Source organism: Venatoribacter cucullus (assembly GCF_016132445.1).
In the GTDB taxonomy this organism is placed as follows: Bacteria; Pseudomonadota; Gammaproteobacteria; order Pseudomonadales; family Oceanobacteraceae; genus Venatoribacter; species Venatoribacter cucullus.
The window spans coordinates 393,245-415,734 of the sequence record NZ_CP046056.1 but is presented as its reverse complement, the minus strand read 5'-3'; the positions used below and the strand labels follow the sequence as shown (position 1 = coordinate 415,734).

General features: G+C 58.0%; 19 protein-coding genes. 10 read left to right on the top strand and 9 right to left on the bottom strand.

The annotated features are described in order from the left end of the window. Positions 1-10 precede the first annotated feature (10 nt). Positions 11-424, bottom strand: a complete 414-nt coding sequence (locus GJQ55_RS02065; protein ID WP_228345858.1) for a rhodanese-like domain-containing protein — start codon at positions 422-424, stop codon at positions 11-13. A 200-nt stretch (positions 425-624) separates the two neighbouring features. On the opposite strand from GJQ55_RS02065, the gene gpmI reads away from it, so the two are divergent. From gpmI to GJQ55_RS02035, 6 genes are all read left to right on the top strand, one after another. Continuing rightward, complete coding sequence (gene gpmI, locus GJQ55_RS02060; protein WP_228345857.1) at positions 625-2,169, top strand: 2,3-bisphosphoglycerate-independent phosphoglycerate mutase; 1,545 nt, start codon at positions 625-627, stop codon at positions 2,167-2,169. A 2-nt stretch (positions 2,170-2,171) separates the two neighbouring features. Next, positions 2,172-3,296, top strand: coding sequence for a murein hydrolase activator EnvC family protein (locus tag GJQ55_RS02055; protein ID WP_228345856.1), 1,125 nt, complete (start codon positions 2,172-2,174; stop codon positions 3,294-3,296). Between the two features lie 47 nt (positions 3,297-3,343). Beyond that, on the top strand, positions 3,344-4,696 hold the full coding sequence (locus GJQ55_RS02050) for a S41 family peptidase (RefSeq protein ID WP_228345855.1): 1,353 nt from the start codon (positions 3,344-3,346) through the stop codon (positions 4,694-4,696). Then, positions 4,697-5,473 carry a divergent polysaccharide deacetylase family protein gene (locus GJQ55_RS02045; protein ID WP_228345854.1) on the top strand — a complete coding sequence of 259 codons (777 nt, stop codon included), beginning with the start codon at positions 4,697-4,699 and terminating at the stop codon, positions 5,471-5,473. A 130-nt stretch (positions 5,474-5,603) separates the two neighbouring features. Next, positions 5,604-5,900, top strand: a complete 297-nt coding sequence (locus GJQ55_RS02040) for a c-type cytochrome (RefSeq protein ID WP_228345853.1) — start codon at positions 5,604-5,606, stop codon at positions 5,898-5,900. A 2-nt stretch (positions 5,901-5,902) separates the two neighbouring features. Continuing rightward, entirely contained in the window at positions 5,903-7,333 is a 1,431-nt protein-coding gene (locus GJQ55_RS02035) for a D-arabinono-1,4-lactone oxidase (RefSeq protein WP_228345852.1), read from the top strand. A gap of 50 nt (positions 7,334-7,383) precedes the next feature. Here GJQ55_RS02035 and GJQ55_RS02030 read toward each other — a convergent pair whose 3' ends face one another. From GJQ55_RS02030 to GJQ55_RS02015, 4 genes are all read right to left on the bottom strand, one after another. Next, the gene (locus GJQ55_RS02030; RefSeq protein ID WP_228345851.1) at positions 7,384-8,445 is read right to left on the bottom strand and encodes a calcium/sodium antiporter; all 1,062 of its coding nucleotides are present in this window, start codon (positions 8,443-8,445) and stop codon (positions 7,384-7,386) included. A 51-nt stretch (positions 8,446-8,496) separates the two neighbouring features. Continuing rightward, on the bottom strand, positions 8,497-11,004 hold the full coding sequence (gene secD / locus GJQ55_RS02025; protein WP_228345850.1) for a protein translocase subunit SecD: 2,508 nt from the start codon (positions 11,002-11,004) through the stop codon (positions 8,497-8,499). 65 nt (positions 11,005-11,069) lie between these two features. Further along, a complete protein-coding gene (locus GJQ55_RS02020) occupies positions 11,070-11,483 on the bottom strand; it encodes a hypothetical protein (RefSeq protein WP_228345849.1) in 414 nt (137 codons plus the stop codon). After that, entirely contained in the window at positions 11,480-12,226 is a 747-nt protein-coding gene (locus GJQ55_RS02015) for a tRNA-uridine aminocarboxypropyltransferase (protein WP_228345848.1), read from the bottom strand. Before GJQ55_RS02015 ends, GJQ55_RS02020 begins: the two co-directional genes overlap by 4 nt. Positions 12,227-12,365: 139 nt before the next feature. Between GJQ55_RS02015 and GJQ55_RS02010 the strand changes: the two genes are divergently transcribed. Further along, the gene (locus tag GJQ55_RS02010; RefSeq protein WP_228345847.1) at positions 12,366-13,340 is read left to right on the top strand and encodes a TIGR00341 family protein; all 975 of its coding nucleotides are present in this window, start codon (positions 12,366-12,368) and stop codon (positions 13,338-13,340) included. Here GJQ55_RS02010 and GJQ55_RS02005 read toward each other — a convergent pair. Further along, complete coding sequence (locus tag GJQ55_RS02005) at positions 13,332-15,728, bottom strand: DNA polymerase II (RefSeq protein ID WP_228345846.1); 2,397 nt, start codon at positions 15,726-15,728, stop codon at positions 13,332-13,334. The two genes, GJQ55_RS02010 and GJQ55_RS02005, sit on opposite strands and share 9 nt — an antisense overlap. 60 nt (positions 15,729-15,788) lie before the next feature. On the opposite strand from GJQ55_RS02005, the gene GJQ55_RS02000 reads away from it, so the two are divergent. The 3 genes from GJQ55_RS02000 to GJQ55_RS01990 all read left to right on the top strand — a co-directional run bounded on the left by GJQ55_RS02000 (position 15,789) and on the right by GJQ55_RS01990 (position 17,470). Further along, positions 15,789-16,127, top strand: coding sequence for a pentapeptide repeat-containing protein (locus GJQ55_RS02000; protein ID WP_228345845.1), 339 nt, complete (start codon positions 15,789-15,791; stop codon positions 16,125-16,127). 138 nt (positions 16,128-16,265) lie between these two features. Then, complete coding sequence (locus GJQ55_RS01995) at positions 16,266-17,054, top strand: cyclic nucleotide-binding domain-containing protein (protein ID WP_228345844.1); 789 nt, start codon at positions 16,266-16,268, stop codon at positions 17,052-17,054. A gap of 68 nt (positions 17,055-17,122) precedes the next feature. Beyond that, positions 17,123-17,470 (top strand): hypothetical protein, encoded by a 348-nt coding sequence (locus GJQ55_RS01990; RefSeq protein WP_228345843.1) that lies wholly within the window; start codon positions 17,123-17,125, stop codon positions 17,468-17,470. A 349-nt stretch (positions 17,471-17,819) separates the two neighbouring features. Here GJQ55_RS01990 and GJQ55_RS01985 read toward each other — a convergent pair whose 3' ends face one another. The 3 genes from GJQ55_RS01985 to GJQ55_RS01975 are packed head-to-tail and all read right to left on the bottom strand — an operon-like array spanning position 17,820 to position 22,322. Further along, positions 17,820-19,220: a sigma-54-dependent transcriptional regulator gene (locus GJQ55_RS01985; protein WP_228345842.1), complete on the bottom strand. Its 1,401-nt coding sequence runs from the start codon at positions 19,218-19,220 to the stop codon at positions 17,820-17,822. Beyond that, on the bottom strand, positions 19,217-22,156 hold the full coding sequence (locus GJQ55_RS01980) for a sensor histidine kinase (RefSeq protein WP_228345841.1): 2,940 nt from the start codon (positions 22,154-22,156) through the stop codon (positions 19,217-19,219). The genes GJQ55_RS01985 and GJQ55_RS01980 overlap by 4 nt, the downstream gene beginning before the upstream one ends. Continuing rightward, positions 22,146-22,322 carry a hypothetical protein gene (locus GJQ55_RS01975; protein ID WP_228345840.1) on the bottom strand — a complete coding sequence of 59 codons (177 nt, stop codon included), beginning with the start codon at positions 22,320-22,322 and terminating at the stop codon, positions 22,146-22,148. The genes GJQ55_RS01980 and GJQ55_RS01975 overlap by 11 nt, the downstream gene beginning before the upstream one ends. Positions 22,323-22,490 lie beyond the last annotated feature (168 nt).

Sequence of the window (22,490 nt, the reverse complement as noted above, 5' to 3'; positions counted from 1 at the left end):
ATTGTTGGTTTCAGCCGCGTACGACGGGCAGATTAAGGTTGTTCCATTCCATCATGCCGCCACTCATGCGCACGGCATTAAAGCCTTTTTCACGCAGCATTTTGCCGGCAACGGTGACGGTCTGGCCGGATTTGCACACCAGGATGATCGGCCGCTCTTTGTGGGCGCTCAGCTCATCCAGGCGGGTAGCCAGATTGGCATAAGGAATATTCAGGGCATTGGCCAGGTGACCGGCACTGAAATCCTTCTTGTCACGGATATCCAGTACCAGCGCATTTTCTTTATTGATCATCAGCGTGGCTTCAGAGGGGCTGACGGTTTTACCGCTGCGCTGATTGTTGTCGCGCAGCAACGCCAGTAAAAACACGGCCCACAAGCCCACCAGCCACCAGTTATTGCCGATAAATTCAAACAGACGATCCATAGTTACTCAGTTCAGTCAGATTAATCAGGGCCGGCAGTATAACGCCTGCCCGCGCCCTGAACCACCGCCACAAAGCGCCCCCGGCCATGACTATCGCCGTGCTTGAAAAAATCAATCGGGCGGCGTCCGCCGTGCAGGCGCACAGGCTGCACTTTTTGGGTACAATGGCGGCATTCCGGCAACCTTCAGAGTTCTATTGCATGAATGCACGTCCTGTACCGACCGCACTGATCATTCTCGATGGCTGGGGCTATCGCGAAGAAACCGCCAACAACGCCATTGCCAATGCCAATACACCCACCTGGGATCGTCTGCTGCAGCAATACCCGAACGTGCTGATTCAGACGTCCGGCGAGGCAGTCGGTCTGCCGGACGGTCAGATGGGCAACTCTGAAGTGGGCCACATGAACCTGGGCGCCGGCCGCGTGGTGTATCAGAACTTCACCCGCATCAACAAAGCCATTAAAGACGGCGAGCTGCAGCAGAACGCCGCCCTCTGTGCCGCCATCGACAAAGCCGTGGCCAATAACGCCGCTGTACACTTTACCGGCCTGCTGTCACCGGGCGGCGTGCACAGCCATGAAGAACATCTGGTGGCGCTGCTGCAGATGGCCAAAGCCCGCGGCGCGCAACGTGTGTTTGTGCACGCCATTCTTGATGGCCGCGATATGCCGCCGCGCTCTGCCGCGCCGTCCATTAAGCTGATTGAAGATACCTTCGCGGCACTGGGTAATGGTCAGATCGCCACCGTGATTGGCCGCTTCTTTTCCATGGACCGCGACAACCGCTGGGAACGGGTACAGGCCGGTTACGATGCCATGACCCTGGCCACAGGCGAGTTCACCGCCCCAAGCGCCAGCGCTGCGCTGGCGGCCGCTTACGAACGCGGCGAAAACGATGAATTCGTTAAAGCTACGGTGATTGAAGGCGCCGATGGCCGCGTACAGGACGGCGACAGCATTATTTTCTTTAACTTCCGCCCCGATCGCGCCCGTGAATTAACCCGCGCCTTTGTTGGTGGTGACGAGTTCAAAGGGTTTGAGCGCGCGGCGCGGCCAGCACTGGCCGACTTCGTGATGCTGACCGAATACGCCGCCGACATTCCGGCCAGCTGTGCCTTCCCACCGGAAACCCTCAGCAACGGCATCGGCGAATACGTTTCCAACCTCGGCTTAACCCAGCTGCGGATTGCTGAAACCGAGAAATACGCCCACGTTACGTTCTTCTTTTCCGGTGGCCGTGAGGAAGAATACCCGGGCGAAACCCGCATTCTGGTGAAATCCCCCAACGTCGCCACCTACGATCTGCAGCCGGAAATGAGCGCGCCGGAAGTCACCGACAAACTGGTGGCCGCCATTAAAAACCGCGAGTTCGACCTGATCGTGTGCAACTACGCCAATGGCGACATGGTCGGCCACACCGGCGTGTACGAAGCCGCCGTAAAAGCCGCGGAATGCATCGACGAATGCATCCGCCGCGTTACCGACGCGCTGCTGGAAGTGGGCGGCGAATGCCTGATCACCGCCGACCACGGCAACGCCGAGCAAATGCTGGACGACAATGGCCAGGCCATGACTCAGCACACCACCGGCCCGGTGAATCTGGTTTATGTGAATGCCCGTCAGGAACCGGTCAGCCTCAGCGAAGGCAGCCTGTGCGACATCGCCCCGACCCTGCTGACCATGATGGGGCTGGAGCAGCCAGCCGAAATGACCGGCCGGCCACTGGTCCGTTACGGCAACTGAGCATGAAAACCATCACAGGAATACTGGGCCTCTGCCTGCTGCTGGCACTGCCGGCACAGGCTGACGACCAGGCCCGGCTGGATGCCCTGAAAGCAGAGATCAGCAAACTGGAAAGCTGGTTGCGCAATGCGCAGCAGGAATCCGGCCAGCTGAATGCTGCACTGCGTCAGTCCGACCTCGAAATTGCCGAGCTGACCAAACAGATCAACGCTATCCGTACCCAGCTGACGGAGGAGCAGGCCCGCCTAAAAAAGCTGCGACAGGAGCAGGGACAGCTCCGTGACTTACAGCAGCAGCACCGTCAGCATCTGGCCGAGCAAATCCGCGCGGCGCAGAAAATGGGCCAGCAAGGCCCGCTGAAACTGCTGCTGAACCAGGATGACCCGCAACAGGCGCAGCGTATGCTGCGCTACTTCAGTTATTTCAACAGCGCCCGCATTGAACGCATCAACCAGATTCTGGCCGAACTGGCCCGGCTGGATAATCTCGCCGCCTTAATTGCCGCCAGCGAACAGCAGCTGCAACGCAGCGAACAAGAGCTGATTACCAGCAACCGCCAACTGCAACAGCGCAAACAGCAACAACAGCAGTTACTGGCCAAACTGCAGGGCGAGATGAAAACCGAACAGCAACGGCTGCAGCAAAAAGAAACCGACCGCAAACGACTGGAACAGCTGCTGACGGAAGTCGCCAACCTGCTCGATAACAGCCCACGCCAGCTGGACGCCCGCCCGATCAGCAGCCTTAAAGGCCGCTTACCGCCCCCATTACGCACAGCAGTACTGCAGGCCTTTGGCAGTCAGCGCCGCGATGGCGGCGGCCGCCATGAAGGCTGGCTGCTGGCGGCGCGCGAGGGTGACTATGTGCGCGCCGTACATCATGGCCGGGTGGTGTTTGCCGACTGGCTGCGCGGCTTTGGCCTGATTCTTATTCTTGACCACGGCCAGGGCTACCTGAGCCTGTACGCACACAACCAGGCGTTATTGCGCGATGTCGGCAGCTGGGTGAACCAGGGCGACATTATCAGCAGCGCCGGACGCAGCGGCGGTAATACCGAGGCGTCGCTGTATTTTGAAATCCGTCATCGTGGCCGCCCGCAGGACCCTGCCCTGTGGCTGAAACGCTGACCAATTTATGCCATGCTGCGTGGCGTTGATCTGAACCGGGTATTGTCATGCTGAATTCTGTGTCCCTGCTCCGCCATTTTATTGCTCCCGCTGTGCTCGGCTGCCTGTGCTGGCCGCTGGCGGTTAATGCCACGGAAGAGCACCCGGCTGACGCAGCGGCGGCAACCGCGGAGCGTCCTGTCGAAGGCCCGCTGCCGCTGCAGGAATTACGTAATTTCACCGAAATTTTTGACCGCATCCGCAGCGCGTATGTGGAAGAAATCGACGATAAAACCCTGTTTGAATACGCCATTAACGGCATGCTCAGTTCACTCGATCCGCATTCGGCCTATCTGCAGGCCGATGCCTTTGCCGATCTGCAGGAAAATACCTCGGGCAAATTTGGTGGCCTGGGTATTGAAGTGAGCATGCAGGACGGTCTGATTCTGGTGGTGACACCCATTGATGACACGCCGGCGCAACAAGCCGGTATCCGCGCCGGTGACCTGATCGTCAGTCTCGACGGCGACGCCGTAATGGGCATGAACCTGAACGATGCCGTGGAAAAAATGCGCGGCGCACCGGGTACCGATATTGAACTGGAAATCCGCCGCCCCGGCGAAAAATCCCTGCTCAGCTTCACCCTCACCCGGGCCGAAATCAAAGTGGCCAGCGTCCGCAATGAAATGCTCAGCAACGGCATTGGCTATGTGCGCATTACCCAGTTTCAGGAAAATACCGGCGCCGATTTAATGGCTGCGCTGGAGCAATGGCACAGCGATAAATCCAGGCCGCTGAACGGCATTATTCTGGATCTGCGCAATAACCCCGGCGGCGTTCTGGATGCCGCGGTGGAAGTGGTGGATGCCTTTATCAGCACCGGCCTGATTGTCTATACCGAAGGCCGCGCCAGCAATTCTGAAGTGAGCTATTCAGCCACCAGCCACACCCCGGCCGGCGATGTCCCGGTGGTGGTCTTAATTAACGCCGGCTCAGCCTCGGCGTCGGAGATTGTCGCCGGCGCCCTGCAGGACCATCAGCGTGCGTTAATTGTCGGCACCCAGTCGTTCGGCAAAGGCTCGGTACAAAGTGTGTTACCGATCACCGAAGACAGCGCGGTGAAACTGACCACCGCCCGCTACTTCACTCCCAATGGCCGCTCCATTCAGGCTCAGGGCATCCGCCCGGATATTGTGATTGAACAAAGCGAAGTCACGCCGCTGGAGCAGCGCGTGTACAAAGAATCCAACCTGCCCGGCCACCTGCGCAACACCAGCAAAAGCGATGACAGCGACGCCGGTACCGAAAATGCCGATGTGGCCGACCCCGGCAGCGAACTGCTGAAAAAAGACTTCCAACTCTACGAAGCCCACACCCTGCTGCGCGGCCTGACCATTCTGGGGGCCCGCCGGGAACCTTAATTGCTGCGTTGTATTCTGTTCTGGCTCGGCCTCAGCAGCAGTGCCCAAGCCGCCCAGCTGCTGCTGATTATTGATGATGTCGGCAACAACCGTGCGCTGGGCCAGCAAACCCTGGCCCTGCCCGGCCCGCTGAACCTGGCCTTTCTGCCCCATACGCCGCATGCCCGCAGCCTGGCCAGCCAGGCGTTCCAGCAAGGCCATGGCATTCTGCTGCACGCACCGATGGCCAACGAACAGGGCGCCAAACTTGGCCCCGGTGGCTTGTACCCCGACATGGACGCCGCCACCCTGCAGCAAACTCTGCGCGATAACCTGGCCGCCATTCCCCATGTGCAGGGGGTGAATAACCACATGGGCAGCCTGCTGACCCAAAACACCGAGGCAATGGCCGCCCTGATGCCGGTGATTGCCGCAGCCGGTCTGTACTTTGTCGACAGCCTTACCAACCCCAACAGCGTGGCGCTGGAACAGGCCATGCTGGCCGGCATTCCGGCGCTGGAGCGCGATGTGTTTCTGGATAACGACCTCCGCCCGGCGGCGCTGCAGCGCCAGTTTGACCAGGCCGTAGCGCGGGCGCGCAAGCGTGGCTATGCCGTGTTAATTGGTCATCCCTATCCGGAAACCCTGGCGTTTCTGCGCACGGCGCTGCCGGCACTGCCCCCCCAACAGGTACAGCTGCAACGTATCGACCGCTTCCTGCAGCAACGCCTGTGGCAGCGCTTTTACCGGCCACTGCCGCCATCACGCTACCTGCTGCAGGCCACTTCCGGGCGCTGATTGTCAGACCGCAACCTCACGACCAGCCAATGCCATACCACCAGAACGGCCAATGTGCTGTGGCTGCTTTTCCTGCCTGCCAGCAAAGTTGTACTATCGTTCCGTTTTATCGAGTCACGGAACAATAATAATGAGAAAAACACTCACCGCGCTGCTGCTGGTCACTGTGCTGCCGGCCGCCCACGCCGATGATGACTACACCCACGAACTGTACGAACTCTATTGCCAGGCCTGTCATGGCGCAGCCGTGTCCGGTGCACCGCGCAGCTTCAGCCGCGACTGGCAGCCCTGGCTGAAAAAAGGTCTGCCACAGATGGTGGAAAATGCCATCCGGGGTACCGGCAATATGCCGGCCATGGGCACCTGCAACGAATGCGGGCCACAGGAACTGGAAGATCTCATCCGCTACATGAGCCGGGAGCAGTAAGGATGAATTTTGATCGTATTGCGTTAAGCCGCCGCAATCTGCTGAAGCTCAGTGCGGTTGGGTTAGTTGCCGGCGGTACAACCGTCACCAGCGGTTGCAACAGCAGCGTTAAACCGGTTGCCGAAGCCGGCATTATCGGCCGTAACGGCGAGCGTGTACTGCCATGGAGTAACTGGTCGGGCACTCAGAGCTGTCAGCCCAATGAGCGGCTGTTACCCCGCAATGAAGCGGAACTGCTCGATATTCTGAAAAATGCCAACCAAACCATCCGCTGCGTGGGCTCTGGCCACAGTTTCAGCGCGCTGGTTCCCACCGACCAGACACTGTTATCCCTGGCGCGTCTGCGCGGCGTCGAAAACGTCGACACCACGACCGGTCAGGCCGATGTGCTGGGCGGTACACGCCTGTCGCAGCTGGGTAAAAGCCTGTGGGAACAGGGTCTGTCCACCATCAACATGTCGGACATCGACAGTCAGTCATTTGCCGGCGCCATTGCCACCTCGACCCACGGCACCGGACGCGAACTTGGCACCCTGTCCACACACCTGCGGCAGATGCGCTTTGCCAGTACCAGCGGTGACATCGTTGACTGCAGCCCGGATAAAAACAGCGATTTATTCTGGGCCGGTGGCAATCACCTCGGCGCACTGGGCATTATGACCCGCGCCCGCATTCAGGCCGATCCGGCGTATTACCTCAAAGAACACAGCTGGATGATGTCGGCAGAAGAAGGCCTGGAACGCGCCGCCGAACTGAGCCGTCAGCACCGCCATTATGAAATGTATGCGCTGCCACACAGCGATTACATGCTGGGTATTTCACTGGATAAAATTGATCCGGCCGAGATTCCTGCCGACGTACCGCCGCCCAGCGGCGATGCCTATGAAGCCTTCCGCATGATGTCGAATGTGATCGACTATGTGCCTTTTGCACGCAGCTGGCTGGTGAACTACGGAGCCAGCACCGTCGAGCCGGAAACCCGCTACGGCGCCTCGCACGAAATTTTCGGTAATCTGCGCGATATTCTGTTTAACGAAATGGAATACAGCGTACCCGCCGAAGTCGGCCCGCAATGTCTACGCGAGATTCTGGCCACCATTAAGAAAGAAAAAATCCCGGTGATTTTCCCCATCGAAGCCCGTTATATTCAGGCCGATGATTTCTGGTTAAGTCCGTTTTATAAACGCGATGGTTTTGCCATCAGCTGTCATAATTTCCATGACAAGGATTATAAAAAATACTTCGCGGCGATTGAGCCGATTTTCTGGAAATACGATGGCCGTCCGCACTGGGGAAAAATTCACACCCTCAGCGCCAAAGAATTTGCCGCACGTTATGAGCGTTTTGGTGATTTCTTAAAGGTACGTCAGGAAATGGACCCGCAGGGTCGTTTATTAAATGACCATCTGCGGAAAGTGCTAGGGAGCCTCTGAAAGACTCGCGCAGAGCTGTGCAGAGTTATCCAGAGGCTCCCTGGGGTTATTTAAGCGTTGCGACGCTGGCGCAGATCATGCGCCAGCGTTAGCAGTACGAATAATCCCACCAGCGGCAATAAGCCGAAACTGATGATTTGCAACAGCAAACCGTTGTATGGCGATGCGGTTGCCAGCGTCACCATGTAACCCACATACGCCAGATACAGCAACAGAAATACCGCCCCTTCGCTGCGGTGAAGCAAAGCACCGGTAAAAAACAGCGGTAAACACAAGGCTGCTACGGCCAGCATCACCGGAATATCAATACCGGATAATTGTTCACCGGCTACCAGCGGTTGCGGCGATACCAGTCCGGATACCCCCAGCACACACAGAATATTAAAAACGTTACTGCCTACCACGTTACCAACCGCGATATCGCGCTCACCTTTAAGGGTCGCCATGACCGAGGTCATGACTTCCGGTAATGATGTACCCGCAGCAATAATGGTCAGTCCTATCACGGCTTCACTGACACCAAATGAGGCAGCAATACTGACCGCACTGTCCACCAACCAGCGTGACCCCAGCACCAGCAAGGCCAGACCACCCACCACCAGCAACAGGTTTTGCCACAGCGGCGCAGCCGGCTCCGCGTCGCTGCCTGCATCCGCCTCAGCCGCATTATTCTTACGTCCCTGATAAAACAGAAAAACGGTATACAGCAGTAATCCGGTAACCAGTACTAACGCTTCCAGCCGGCCGATCATGCCATCCAGTGTCATCAGCACCACCAGCGCCGACAGGCCGACCATGATGGGAACGTCCTGACGGATCAGTTGCTGCGACACCACCAGCGGGGCGACCAGCGCCGACAACCCCAGAATAAATAACACGTTAAAAATATTGCTGCCGACCACATTGGCGATGGCCAGCTCCGCCTGTCCGGCAAAGGATGATTTAACGCTCACCGCCAGTTCGGGTGCGCTGGTGCCGAACGCCACCACCGTCAAACCGATCACCAGTGCCGGCACCCCAAACGCAGCGGCCAGCCGCGCAGCACCACGCACCAGCACGTCCGCTCCGATAATCAGCAGCACCAGACCGGCCACCAACATGAACCACACCATCACATCTCTCCTGAATGGGCCTGTTACAGGCCCGTGTTATTGCCAATGTGTTTATGGAATCAGCTTTAATTGCTGCTGAATTTCCTCATCCGTCGGACGCAGCTGCGCCAATCCCAAGCGCTGCCGGCGCTGGCCCAGATAATAGAGGATGGATGAGGCCACAAAGATCGACGACAGGGTTCCCACCACCACGCCAAACAGCATCGGCTGGGCAAAACTGGCCACTGCGGCACCGCCGGCAATGGCCATCGGCAACAACGCCAGTGCCGTGGTCACCGAGGTAAATACGGTACGGCTTAAGGTTGCGGTAATGCTGTCGTTCAGCACCTGCGGCCAATCCATGCCGGGCTGCGCACGAAGCGTTTCACGCACGCGGTCGAACACCACCACTTTATCGTTGACCGAATACCCGATCAGCGCCAGCAATGCTGCCACGGCGGTTAAATTAAAATCCAGACCGGTGAGCACAAAAAAGCCGATGGTTTTGGTCACATCCAGCAGCACCGTTAAGGTGGCCGCCAGCGCAAAATGCGATTCAAAACGCAGCCATAAATAGCCCAGCATCCCGGTCACGGCGAGCAGTACTGCCAGAATGGTAACATCGGCAAACTGACCGCTGACTTTCGCCCCCACCATTTCCAGGCGTGGAAATTCAGCCTCCGGCCACTGGGCCTGCAGACTGCTTTTAACCGCGTCGGCCAGCGCATGGCCGCCTTCCGCCGCCAACGGCAAACGCAGCAAATATTCGCCAGCACCGCCCAGCTCCTGCAGGCTGATCTGGCTGAAACCCTGCTGCTCCAGCACATCACGCAACTGGTCGGTCGGCACTTGTGGCAAATGGGTTTCCAGCAGCGTACCGCCACGGAAATCAATGCCGTAATTCAGCCCGGGCTGCACCAGTAACACCAGCGATGCCACCGACAACAGCACCGACAACCCCAGCCCCAGCACCCGCCCGCGCATAATATTCAGCGGTTTTTGCGTTAACCGCTGCAGCCAGCGTTGCAGCGGTAATTCCGCCAGCGCCTGCGGCCGGCGGCGCTGCCCCAGTTCCAGCAGTAAGCGGGTTACCGCAATCGCCGTGAACATCGAGGTGAGCAAACCGATACCGATGGTGACGGCAAAGCCCCGCACCGGACCGGTACCGAATAAAAACAACAGCCCCACGGCAATCAATGTGGTGACGTTGGCATCGACAATGGTGCGGTAGGCGCGATCGAAGCCCAGCTTTAACGCCAGCTGCGGCGAGCGGCCATTGCGGCTTTCTTCGCGGATGCGTTCGTTAATCAGAATATTGGCGTCCACCGCCATACCGATGGTGAGGATCAGACCGGCAATGCCCGGCAGAGTCAGCGTAGCCCCCAGCACCGTCAGCACGGCAAAGATCAGCATGACGTTCAGGCTCAGCGTTACGCTGGCCAGCAAGCCCCAGCGACCATAGGCCAGCAGCATAAAGGCCAGTACCAGTGCGGCACCCAGCAACCCGGTGGTCAGGCCCATGCTGATGGCATCGCTGCCCAGATCGGGGCCGATGGTGCGCTCTTCCACCACGTCCAGCGGCGCCGGCAAGGCGCCGGAGCGCAGCAGCAGCGCCACTTCTGAGGCTTCTTTACTGGTAAACGCGCCGCTGATTTCTCCCTGGCCACCGGCAATCACCGAGCGGATCACCGGCGCGGTAATCACCCGGTTATCCAGCACAATGGCCAGTGCGCGGCCGACGTTGGCCTGGGTCAGGTCACCAAAAATGCGAGTGCCGGCCGAATCGAGACGGAAGTTCACCACCGGCTGGCCGGACTCGGCGTTAAAGCCCAGCTGCGCGTCGCGCACATGCTCGCCGGCCATGGCCACTTCACGCTCCAGCCACAGGGTTTGGCTGCCATCCGCCAGCGGGCGCTGGATTCGGGCCGCGTTGCTGCGGCTGTCGGCCACCCAATGAAAATTCAGCTGCGCCGTGGTGCCCAGCAGCGCGCGGATCTGCGCCGGGTCTTCCACCCCCGGCATCTGCACCAGAATGCTGTCACGGCCCTGACGGGTAATGCTGGGTTCTACCAGGCCGCTTTCATCCAGCCGGCGGCGCACCACTTCCAGGCTGCGCTCGACGGCATCGTCCAGCAGCGCCTTGCGGTGACTATCGGTAGCCGCCACCAGTACCCGAGAGCCCTCGGCACTGATGCTGAAGGCACGGCTCAGCGTGCCCTGCTCCAGCACCGGCTGTAACAGCTGCACGGCTTCCTGAGCGCGCTGGCTATCGCGCAGCGGCACACTGAACTGACGGTCGCTGACGCTGATTGGGCCATGACCGATGCGTTGTTCGCGCAGCAGTCGTGCCGCTTCATCGGCCAGGCGTTGATGTTCCTGCTGCAACAAGGTGGTTTCGTCTAATGCCAGCAGCAGTTGCGAGCCACCGCGCAGGTCCAGCCCCAGTGACAGCGTCTGTTGGCTGTACCAGTCCGGCAGTTGTTGCGCGATGCGCTCAGGTAAGACGTTGGGCAGCACGGCCAGCAGGCCGAGCACTAAACACAGGCCGTACACCACGGCCCGTTTGGTCAGGGATTGCATACTGATTTCCTCGTCCGGCACACACAGATGCGCCGTAAAAAAATGAATAAAAAAACGACGGAAAATCAGGCGTAAGGCGGTGCTTGAGCGGGCGGCAGCCGTCGCTCAATCGCGGTAAGAGGAACAGCAGGGGGAATGCAAACCGGTTGATACCCGGCCGGCGTTATCGTCACCCATAACGATGGTAAAGCGGCGCTATCGGAAGATGAGTCATCCAACCGTTCGTCACGGCTGTCCGCCCAGATCTGGCGGAAACAGGCGGCCGTCCGTTGCTCCAGCGCCGCCTCAAAACTCTGTTCCGGACTGGCCAGAATGCCCTGTACATTCTGCACCGCCACCGCCGGCAGCGCAGACAACGCCAGCCACAACAGCAGCAAGCGCAGCAGAACCGTACGAGGGGTCAACACTGAATGGAACAAGGCAACAGGCCTCAGTAAAATGATGACAGCCAATATGAGGGCTGGCGGCAGCTTAATCAAGTGATGGGATAATCGCCATCATGGCCGGCCCCGAACAGCTCACTCAGCTGCCGCTGCGGCGGTAGGTTGATGTTGGCTTTGCCCAATAAATAGCGCTCACGGAACAACGCAAAGTACTCATTCAGAGTCGTGGCCGCGTCGGTATCACCGGCCAGTTTCAGCACCTCCACCCCTACTTCGGCGGTGCACAGCTGATGCAGATGCGCCGCTTCGCGCAACTGATAGGCCGACGCCTGCTGCGGCTGAATGCCCAGCACCGGCAGCCCCTGCAGGTAAGGGCTGCGGAATATCTTTTTGGCCTCACGCCAGGTGCCATCCAGAAACACGAACAACGGAATTTTCGCCCCGCTGACCACCTCCGGCAGCTGCTGTGGTGAATCAATACAGCGCTCCGGCTCGGCGTACTGGTGCGGAAAAATCACGATGGGCTGGTAGCGCGGATCGGCCAGCAGCGTCAGCAAGGCAGGATCATGCTGAGTACGGTCCCACTGAAAGGCGTGGTTATCGGCCACCACATCGGCAATTAAGCGGCCGGTATTGCTCGGTTTGAACACCTCGCCGTGGTACATGATAAACAACACCGCGCAACGCCCACCCGGCTGCGGCCGCTGTGCACACAGACAATTGGCCTGCGCCAGCAAACACTGCTCACAGCGCTGCGTTTTACTGCCGCGGGCGAGAAACGGCCGGCGCGCTTTGGCCAGTTCCTGCAAACGCAGACGGGCAACGGAATTGGGGTTCATAACAGGCCACGGCCATCTCGGGAAAGGCCGGCATTTTAACGGACGGTCATTGCCTTGGGTATGGCTCCGGCATGGATGGGGCGGATTTTGTAAAAAAACATCTATACTGGGCGTCGTACTTATCTGCCCCGGAAACACCATGCAAATTATCGAAGTTGTATCCCCCGCTTCCCTGGAAGACGACGTGCTGCGGCTGGCCAAACGCAATGAAGTCAGTGATGTCTGGATCAGTGGTCAGCGCGACAATCAGTCGGTGATCAAAATCCTGCTCAGCAACGAAAAATCGCAGAAGGTGATGGATCAGCTGCAGGAGCTGATGTCGGGCAAAAATAATTTCCGCGTGCTGGTGTATCCGCTGGAATTATCCCTGCCCAACGACAGCACCAAAAAAGCCAGTCTCACCCGCGAATCGCTGTACAACCAGCTGTCGGCGGAAAGCCAGCTGGACGGGCACTATCTGATGCTGGTGTTTTTATCCACCGTGGTGGCCGCCATTGGCCTGATGGAAAATAACGTCGCGGTGATTATCGGCGCCATGGTGATTGCACCACTGCTGGGGCCGAACCTGGCACTGTCGCTGGCCACAACCCTGGGCCACATCAAAGAAGTACGCAAATCCCTGCGCACCCTGCTGGCCGGCTTACTACTGGCGCTGGTTATTTCGATTGGCATCGGGGTGGTGTCACCCAACATCGACTTAACCAGCGAACTGATGAGCCGTACCCATGTTGGCCTCAGCAGTCTGGCGCTGGCGCTGGCCTCCGGGGCCGCAGCCGCCTTATCAATTACCACCGGCGTCTCTTCCGTACTGGTGGGCGTGATGGTGGCGGTGGCGTTATTACCGCCCACAGTAACCCTGGGGATTATGCTGGGCATTCAGAATTGGCAGCTGGCGCTGGGCGCCTTAGCGCTGCTGCTGGTTAACATTGCCTCAGTGAATTTCACCACCCAGCTCACCATGCGTTTAAAAGGCATTCAGCCACGGGAAGATAAATTCCGCACCGTGTCCAAAGTGGTGTTCAGTATTGGTACGGTATTCTGGCTGGGCATTCTGGTGTATCTGGTGCTGCACATGCCGGATACCATTGGCTTATTACAGGACGTCTCAGAATAACGACAACTGCAAACCGGCGAGGTCGGCAAAATCCTCGCCGATAAAATGAAAAATCGCTTCGGCCAGTGGCCGCAATTGTTTCTCCAGATAATGCCCGTAATCCACCGCCGCCCCGACGCTGCCATCGGGCCACAGCGGTTCCGGGCCGTTTAGGGTCATGCGGTACTCAATCCGCCCGCCGCGCTGACCGAAACGGGACGGCAGCCCTTTCAGCTGCAGCCATTGTTCCAGCTTGGCCGCAGCCTGCGCGTGGGGCGGAATATTTTTCTGATACGCACTGAGTGGCTGGCGTAAGCGCTTACGGTAGACCAGCTGCTCATCGCGCTCGCCGGCCAGTAGAGCCTTAACTTCATCGCGCAGCCATTGGGCGTAGGGCTGCTGGAGAAAAATACGCCGGTACAGCTCTTTCTGAAAATTACGCGCCAGCGGGGTCCAGTCACTGCGTACTGTTTCCAGCCCTTTAAACACCATCTGAGGTTCGCCGCGGGCATCGACAATTAACCCGGCATAGCGTTTTTTACTGCCCTCTTCGGCGCCGCGAATGGATGGCATAAAAAAGCGCCGGTAATGGGTTTCGTATTCCATTTCCAGATAACTGATGATGCCAAATTCGCGCTGCAGTGTGGCCGCCCACCAGGCATTTAATCCCTGCACCAGCTGCCGGCCAATGCGGTCGGCCTGCTCATCGCTGACCGAGGTTTTCAGCCACACAAATACCGAGTCGGTATCACCGTAAATAACGTCATACCCCTGCTGCTGAAGCCACTGCGAACTGCGCTGAATAATCTCGTGCCCGCGCTTGGTAATCGAGGCGGATAAACGCGTATCGTAAAAACGGCAGCCCTCCGAACCCAGCACGCCATAGCAGGACGCCATAATCACTTTAATGGCCTGACTCAGGGCTTTATTGCCAGCTTGTTTGGCCTGCTCGCGCTTGTCGCCCAGCTGGCGGATTAATGCCGGCAAAATATGCCGCTGCGGGTGAAAACGGCCGCCGAAAAAACCCGGCACCACGCTGTGATCGGTGGCCGCTGGTAAGCGCATGCCTTCCACCAGCCCCATCGGGTCAATGCAAAAAGTGCGGATAATCGAGGGATACAGGCTTTTAAAATCCAGCACCAGGACATGCTCAAACAAACCGGGCCGCGAATTCATCACATAGCCGCCCGGGCTTTTTTCCGCGCTGTAACCATCGCCGATATCCGGTGCCACAAAACCGGCCCGGTGCAGGCGCGGCAGATACAGGTTTTCAAACGCCGCCACTGAGCCGCCGTTACGGTCCAGCGTCAGACCGGTCATGCGCGCACGTTCGATGGCAAATTCCAGCAACCCGGCACGGGCAAAAATCTGCCATACCAGCTGGCAGTCTTTCAGGTTATAGGCCGCCAGTGCCGGTTTATCGTGAAGAAACAATTGCTCAATATCACCGCCGCGATCGGCACCGGTTAATAATTTCTGCTCACCGAGAAAATGCTGGGCCACATCATTAAGCGCGAAACTTTCAAACTGGTAGGTGGCATTGCGCAGCAGATCAATACCATCCAGCACCACCCGCCCGGCGATGGCTAAAAAAATACGTTCAGGATTGCTGCGGCTTTGCCGCCATTCCAGTTCCGAACCATCACGGCCCAGGGTAAACGGAATATGGTGCTGCTGGAATTTACGGCGCAGAAATTCAAAATCAAACTGCACGATATTCCAGCCCATGATCACATCCGGATCATAGTCGGCCAGTTGCTGCAGCAATGCCTGTAATAACGCCGGTTCATCGGCAAAAAATTGCAATGTCGGGGTGCTGGCATCAGGCTCGCCCAGCATCAGTACGCGCTGACAATCATCGGCGTACAGCCCCACGGAAAATAACCGGTCGGGTTGGCCGCGGCGGGGGAAGGAGGTTTCAATATCCAGCGACAGACAGCGCAGTGGCGGGCGCCAGTCGGGGCCCGAGGGCGAGCGGATTTTGCCTGCCTGGCAGTGGTAAAAATTGCGCTGCGGATCCGGTTGCAAATCACCGTGCAATACCGCCGCGCCATACACAAAACGCTCCATCAAATAACGATCGGTGGGGCGGATATCGGTTTCACGGCAAGGTATGCCCTGCTCCTGCAGCACATCGCGCCAGCGGTAAACGTAACCCGTCGGTAAATAACAGGCAGCCGCAGCAGTGCCATCAAAATGTTGCAAAGGCACTGGCCGGATCACTACCGGCCAGCCGAGCGTGGCGGCAATGCTGCTGGCGCGCGGCTGGTCTGATAGCGGAATAAAACACACCGAAGGGTGTTGCAGCTGCTGCCGTACCGGCCCTTCCGGCGTCAGCCACCAGAACGTCAGTTGCGTGTCAGTGGCGGTATCCTGCCAATGGCTGGTTAATAAAAAAGCCTGGGTCATAAGCCGGTCTATAATGAGCGTACGGCAGTTTAATTGATGGCAATTTCAGAAGGAATCGTTATGGCAACTCCGGTTATCAGCCAGGATCCGCTTTATCAGATGCTGCGGCACGACAATGTTGCGGGATTTAATCAGGCCCGCGCCAGCGGCACGCCCTGCGATCTGCGTGGCTGCGATTTACGCGGGCTTGATCTGCGCGGTATTAATCTGACCGAGGCCGACCTCACTGACGCCTATTTCCGCGGCGCCGACCTGCGTGGTATCGACTTCCGCAGCTGCCAGATGGATGGTGTCAGCCTCGCCGACGCCAAGATCAGTGGCTGTTATTTTCCGGTCGCGATCCCAGCCACCGAAATTCTGCTGTCCGTTACCCACGGTATCCGTTTGCGTCATCCGTAAGGCCAGCGGCAGCCAATTCCTGTCCCACAGCACAAAACCGCTATTCTGCGCTGGCCGGCAGTTCAAGCTGCCGGCCTTTTGCGTTACATTGCGTGTCTGCATTTATAACAGCAATAGCGGCACACCACGGGGGAAGGCATGTATCTGAATGGCAAACCAACAGAAACTCTGGACAAGTTACTGGCGCGGCTACCGCAACTGACCAAAGAGTTACTGGACGGTTTTGAGCTGAACGCCAGCCCCATTACCCTGGAAGGCATTGATGACCTGTACAGCCACTTTGATCGTGACCAAATGTTTCTGGTGCAGGACGGTGTGCTGTATCTGAGCAAAAATGGCCAGAATCTGGTGAGTTTCGACGAAGGGGATTTAATCGGTATTCTGCAGGCGTTCAATATGCCGGGCCCGGTGCTGCGTACCGATGAATTTGTTGAGCTGATCCCCATTGACCGCGAACGCTTCCTGCGCCATGTGTACGCCGATAAGCGCCTTCAGCATTACTGGAGCCATCTGCTGGTGTGCCAGAACGCCTTGCTGGTGAATTATCTGGCCGATATGTTCCGCGATCAGGTCCGCCCGACCGCCGGTTTCCAGAATATCGCCGCCGGTGAAACCATTATCCGCCAGGGCGACATTGCCGACCATGTTTACACCATCATCAGCGGCGAAGCCGATGTGTATGTCGATGGTCAGAAAGTCGGCGACATTGGCGAAGAGGAAGTGTTCGGCGCCATGGCCGTTTTTACCGGCGAACCACGCTCAGCCACGGTGATCGCCCGTACCCCCTGCACCATTATGGCGGTGCCGCAGAAAGATTTTATCCTGCTGATCGAAGCCCAGCCGCAGGCGGCCGTGAACCTGATCGAAAACCTGGCGCGCCGTATCATTACCCTGAATCAGCAGCTGATCGATAAAACCGACGCCTGACCGCTGTCCCACTGCGCAGAACCGGGCCGCCTTGCGGCCCTTTTTTTTTGCGCCGGGATTCAATTTAAATGAGAATTATTATTGACAACGCAAACGAGAAACAATATCGTTTGCATATCGGCGTTAGCGATAGCGCCGGTACTCAGTACTCCACCAGCCTCTGGTGGGGTGGTGAACTCTCTCATCAAGCTAATCACGGTTGCTTTGCCCCTCTCCGAGGGGCATTTTTTTTATCCCGCGCAGCAACGGCCACTGCAGCAACAACCACTGATGCAGACGATGGCTACCCGGCTGGCTTTACGCAGGAAAATAACGGCAGGACAGCGCAGCAGAACAGCAGCAGGTCAGAAACACGGGGACAGAAACAGAGTGGCAAAAACAGATGGGAACAGCGGATAAGAAAGAAGATTGCTTAATCCTCGCCAGAGGGCTAAGCAATCTTCTGTCAGTGAGTCGGGGCTTATTATTGTTGTTATGAACTCAGGGCCGTTTGTTATTTTTATTGTTTGGCCGCTTGCACCTGAATGTTATTTTTATTGTTACCGGTGCATTTCTTATTGGTTTGTATTCTATAAAGCGAATGCTGTGCCAACTTTTCAGAAAAATTAATTTCCTTATAAATCAATACATTACAAAACCAAATCAGAAGAACCCCCGACAATCGTCACGAAAGTGTTACTTTTGGTGGCGCCCGGTAACGTTCAGTGGGCGGGGAAGTGTTACCGCGGTTGTTACCGTAACACCCGCCCGGTGGTTACAACCGCCTCAGCGGTTGCCTTTGCGGCGGGGAATACCCAAACGCTGGCGCCGTTCCCACAGGCTCTTGCGGGAAATACCCAGCTTGCGTGCCAGTTCGGTTTCGGTCATGGCCTGTTCGTTTTCCAGCACAAAATGCACAAAATAATCGTCCAGCGACAAATCACCCTGCTGCTGCGGCTGACCGGCACTGCTGTAAGGCTCCGGCTGCACCAGGTTTTCCCGCATGCTGGTACTGATATAACGGTCCGGCGATAAATCGAGGCCCAGAATAGCGGCCGGAATGCTGTCGTCATCGGCCAGAATCACCGCCCGCTCCACCGCATTTTCCAGCTCACGCACATTGCCAGGCCATTGGTAGGTGCGGATGGCCTGCACCGCATCGGCGGTAAAGTGCATGGGCGGTTGCTGCATTTTTTCGCAGGCCCGGGCCAGCATGGCGTTGGCAATCTCCACCACATCGTCACCGCGCTCACGCAGCGGTGGCAGGCTCAGTTCCACCACGTTCAGGCGGTAATACAAATCTTCCCGGAACTCGCCGCGCTGGGCCATTTCCTTCAGGTTACGGTGCGTGGCAGCAACCAGGCGCACATCCACTTTGATGCTCTGTACCGAGCCAACGCGGCGGATTTCACCTTCCTGCAGTACCCGCAGCAGGCGTGCCTGGGCTTCCAGCGGCAGCTCACCGATTTCATCGAGGAACAGCGTGCTGCCATCGGCGGCTTCTACCAGCCCCTGGCGCATGGCATTGGCACCAGTAAAAGCACCTTTCTCATGACCGAACAGCTCCGATTCAATCAGGGTTGGCGGAATGGCGGCACAGTTTACCGAGATTATTTCGGCCTTACCGCGACGGCTTTGGTTATGCAGCGCCCTGGCCACCAGTTCTTTACCGGTACCGGACTCACCCAGAATCAGCACGGTGGCATCGGTGGGTGCGACTTTGCTGATCTTTTTGAACAGCAACAACATGGGTTCACAACTGCCGATAATGCCGCTGTGCGGGTATTCGCGGTTCACTTCCTGCTGCAGGGCTTTCGGCGTAGGCGCTTTCTGTGCCAGCTGCGACTCTGTAAGGATACGCTTCACCGCCCGCAGCATTTCTTCATGGTCAAAGGGTTTGGCAATGTAGTCGACGGCGCCCATTTTCATGGCATCCACCGCTGAGCGCAGACTGGCATAACTGGTCATAATAAGTACCGGCGTAGTGCCGGCCAGTTCCACCAGCTCGGTGCCCATGCCTCCCGGTAAGCGCAGATCACTGATGATCAGATCAAAGCGGCTGAGGTCATGGGCTTTGGCGGCATCCAGCGAATCGACATCGGTAACATCGTATTGATGGCGTTGCAGCAAACGACACACCGACTGGCGGATAATAGCTTCGTCTTCAACAACCAGAATATGGCTCATGCAGCGGGTTCCGATGATTCTGTAACAGGTTCAGGGTGGTAACGAGGAAGGCTGACTTTAACACAAGTTCCGCGGCCGTTGCTGACCGGGCTTTCGATGGCAATGTGGCCATAGTGTTCTTCGACAATGCTGTAGACCAGCGACAGCCCCAGGCCGGTGCCTTTGCCCACATCTTTGGTGGTAAAGAAGGGTTCAAAAATGCGGTCCAGTTTGTCTGCCTGCACACCATGGCCTTCGTCCACCACCCGCACCACCAGCTGATGTTTGTCGGCTTCAGCATCAACCCGGATGGTCTGGCCCGGGCGGCTGGCATCGCGGGCGTTGCTGAGCAGGTTCACAAACACCTGCACCAGCCGCTGGGCATCACCCAGTAAATACAGGCTGTCATCGCACAGGTTTTCAAACTGAATATCCTGGCTGCGCTTGCTGAGGCGCAGCAGCTGCATGGCTTCGTTAATAATGTGGGCCAGATTCACCGGCTCATGCTCGGTGGAATGATGACCGGCGTGAGCAAAGTTCATCAGTGACTGCACAATACGGGTTACCCGCCGGGTCTGCTCCTGAATCTGGTTGGCCATTTCCAGCAGTTCGGGGTTCTCGGTTTCGTAGCGCATGTTCTGCGCCAGACAATCAATGGCCGTCACCGGGTTACCGATTTCGTGCGCTACCCCAGCCGCCAACCGACCAATCGACGCCAGCCGTTCGCTGTGCATCAGTTCGTCTTCCAGCAACTGGGTGTCGGTCTGATCTTCCATCAGCAGCACAATACCACCGGGCTGACCGCCGCTGGGTTTGATCACCGATTTGTGCAGACTGAACCAGCGCGGCCGGGCGCCGATATCCACCCGTTTTTTATATTCATGCATGGCGCGGTTTCGCAGGAAGTCCTGCAGCAGACTCTGCCAGGGCGGGGGCAACCGGCTCAGATGCGAGCCGGTTACCTGCCGGGCCGGAATCTGGGTCAGGTCAGTCATGGCCTGATTCCACATCAGAATTTCGCCATCATCGGCCAGCGAACACACCCCCATCGGCAGGCGCTCCAGCGTTTGGCGGTGATAACGGCGCAGGTTATCCAGCTCACCGGCCAGACCACTGAGGCGGTCATGGAAGCCTTCCAGCCGTTGCTCAATCTGGTAAATATCCTCACTGAGTTCGGCATTTTCCTGGAACGGCAGATAACGGCTGACAATATCGTGCGCCACCGTCGGCCCCATCAGGCCAGACAGGTTGGCTTCCAGCCGCGCCCGCAGCCGCCGCAGCGCATAAGGACGGTCTTCGTAAGAAGGCAAATCCAGATCGGCCAGTGCCTGATACACCTCACGCTCAGCCACATAACGGCCCAGCGGTTTGCTCAGCGCCACAATCACATCGTTGGAGTTGCCGGCAATCAGCGGCCGCCGGCTGGGACGCGACAGGGTATCCACCGAACAGGCCTGCGCCGCGGACACTTCCGAGGCTTTCTGGCGGCTGACCAGACTGACCAGCACAAACAGCAGCATATTGATGCCAAAGGCCGCAATGGCCGCCAGATGCCAGTTGGTTTCGTCCACCACCGGCAACGGCAGCGGTAATTGCCAATCCATACGGTAGGCCGAAAACGGCAGCAGCATGCTGTAGGTCCAGACCAGAATGCCGGCGATCAGTCCCGACAAAAAACCCTTACGATTGGAGCGCGGCCAGTACAGCAACCCCAGCACCCCGGGTAAAAACTGCAGCGAGGCGACAAAGGCCAGCAAGCCCAGCCGGTTCAGATCCAGCCCGGTACCGATGGCGGCATAAAAGAAGTAAGCCAGCAGCAGAATGCCGGCGATCAGCGCACGCCGCACCCACAGCAACCAGCGGTAGAAATCGTGGCGCGGGCTGGGCTTATGGAAAGGCAGAACCAGATGATTGAGGAACATGGCCGCCGTGGCCAGCGTCATCACAATCATAATGCCGGACGCCGCCGCCAGTCCGCCGAGGAAGGTAATAATCACCAGCGCCGGTGACTGCAGCTGCAGGCCAATACCAATGGCAAAATACTCCGCCGGCGTCTGCACATTCAGATAGACCCCGGCCCACAGAATCGGCGGCACCATCATGGCCATGGCCAGCAGAAACAGCGGAAAGGCCCAGCTGGCCGGTTTCAGCGCATCACTGTTGAGGTTTTCGGTGAAAGTGACGTGAAACATGTGCGGCATCACCACCGCCGCGGCAAAAAACACCAGCAGCAACGTGCGCCACGGACCTTCCTGCAGCGTCAGCTGCCGGTTGGTCAGCAACTCCTGATGATCCACCAGCCACTGCTCCAGCCCGCCGGCCGGCGCAAATACCGACAGCAACACCACCCCGCCCAGCACCAGAATGGCCAGCAGTTTCACCAGCGACTCAAACGCCAGCGCAAACACCAGCCCTTCGTGCTTTTCCCGCGGCGACACATGCCGGGCACCGAACAGCACCGCAAACAACACCATCACCACGCAGAAACCAAAGGCCAGGGTGGTTAGCGATAGCTCGTTATTCAGCAGATACAGGGTGTCGGCCACCGCGGAAATCTGCAGCGTCAGCATCGGCACCACGACTGCCAGCATAAACAGCGACACCAGCATGCCGGCCAGCCGGCTGCGGTAACGGAAGGCCAGCAAATCGGCCAGCGAACTGAGCTGATAAATACGGGTAATGTGCAGAATCGGCCGCAGCAGCACCGGCGACAGCACAAAGGCGCCGGCAATCCCCAGGTAATAGGCCAGAAAGCCATAGCCATACTGGCTGGCCATGCCCACCGAGCCATAAAACGCCCAGGCACTGGCGTACACACCCAGCGAGAAAATATACACCAGCGGATGCCGCACCCAGCGCCGCGGCACCCAGCCACGTTCCACCGCATAGGCGGTGGTAAACAAGACGAACAAATAGCCGAGAACGATAAAACTCAGCTGCCCCAGACTAAAGCTCATCGTCGCCCCGCTTATGGTTCAGCCAGATATAAAAAGCGATCAGCAGCAGCCAGATGGCAAAGGGGCGGTACCAGGCCCCGCCGCCATCCAGCCACCAATCCATCATGATGGGTGAAAACAGATAAATGCCCACCAGCAGTGCCAGCCCCAGGCGGTAATCGTACATGGAGGTTCGCTTTGTTGAGAAAGCGGCAAGATTACCATAATTCGGCGCTGGCGCAGCCGGGGTGCTTTGTGTACGCCAGCCCGCTGGCTTTGCATTGTGTACGCTAGCCCTGCCGGGCTGGTTTAGCTGCCACTGCGTGGCTGCTTTTTGCGGCTTACAGCCGCTGGA

Coding starts and splice junctions, on each gene's coding strand:
- GJQ55_RS01990 (WP_228345843.1), top strand. CDS start 17,123: ATGAGAATTATTATTGACAACGCAAACGAGAAACAATATCGTTTGCAT.
- gpmI (WP_228345857.1), top strand. CDS start 625: ATGAATGCACGTCCTGTACCGACCGCACTGATCATTCTCGATGGCTGG.
- GJQ55_RS02000 (WP_228345845.1), top strand. CDS start 15,789: ATGGCAACTCCGGTTATCAGCCAGGATCCGCTTTATCAGATGCTGCGG.
- secD (WP_228345850.1), bottom strand. CDS start 11,004: ATGCAATCCCTGACCAAACGGGCCGTGGTGTACGGCCTGTGTTTAGTG.
- GJQ55_RS02010 (WP_228345847.1), top strand. CDS start 12,366: ATGCAAATTATCGAAGTTGTATCCCCCGCTTCCCTGGAAGACGACGTG.
- GJQ55_RS02040 (WP_228345853.1), top strand. CDS start 5,604: ATGAGAAAAACACTCACCGCGCTGCTGCTGGTCACTGTGCTGCCGGCC.
- GJQ55_RS02050 (WP_228345855.1), top strand. CDS start 3,344: ATGCTGAATTCTGTGTCCCTGCTCCGCCATTTTATTGCTCCCGCTGTG.
- GJQ55_RS01980 (WP_228345841.1), bottom strand. CDS start 22,156: ATGAGCTTTAGTCTGGGGCAGCTGAGTTTTATCGTTCTCGGCTATTTG.
- GJQ55_RS01995 (WP_228345844.1), top strand. CDS start 16,266: ATGTATCTGAATGGCAAACCAACAGAAACTCTGGACAAGTTACTGGCG.
- GJQ55_RS02055 (WP_228345856.1), top strand. CDS start 2,172: ATGAAAACCATCACAGGAATACTGGGCCTCTGCCTGCTGCTGGCACTG.
- GJQ55_RS02005 (WP_228345846.1), bottom strand. CDS start 15,728: ATGACCCAGGCTTTTTTATTAACCAGCCATTGGCAGGATACCGCCACT.
- GJQ55_RS01975 (WP_228345840.1), bottom strand. CDS start 22,322: ATGTACGATTACCGCCTGGGGCTGGCACTGCTGGTGGGCATTTATCTG.
- GJQ55_RS01985 (WP_228345842.1), bottom strand. CDS start 19,220: ATGAGCCATATTCTGGTTGTTGAAGACGAAGCTATTATCCGCCAGTCG.
- GJQ55_RS02035 (WP_228345852.1), top strand. CDS start 5,903: ATGAATTTTGATCGTATTGCGTTAAGCCGCCGCAATCTGCTGAAGCTC.
- GJQ55_RS02030 (WP_228345851.1), bottom strand. CDS start 8,445: ATGGTGTGGTTCATGTTGGTGGCCGGTCTGGTGCTGCTGATTATCGGA.
- GJQ55_RS02015 (WP_228345848.1), bottom strand. CDS start 12,226: ATGAACCCCAATTCCGTTGCCCGTCTGCGTTTGCAGGAACTGGCCAAA.
- GJQ55_RS02065 (WP_228345858.1), bottom strand. CDS start 424: ATGGATCGTCTGTTTGAATTTATCGGCAATAACTGGTGGCTGGTGGGC.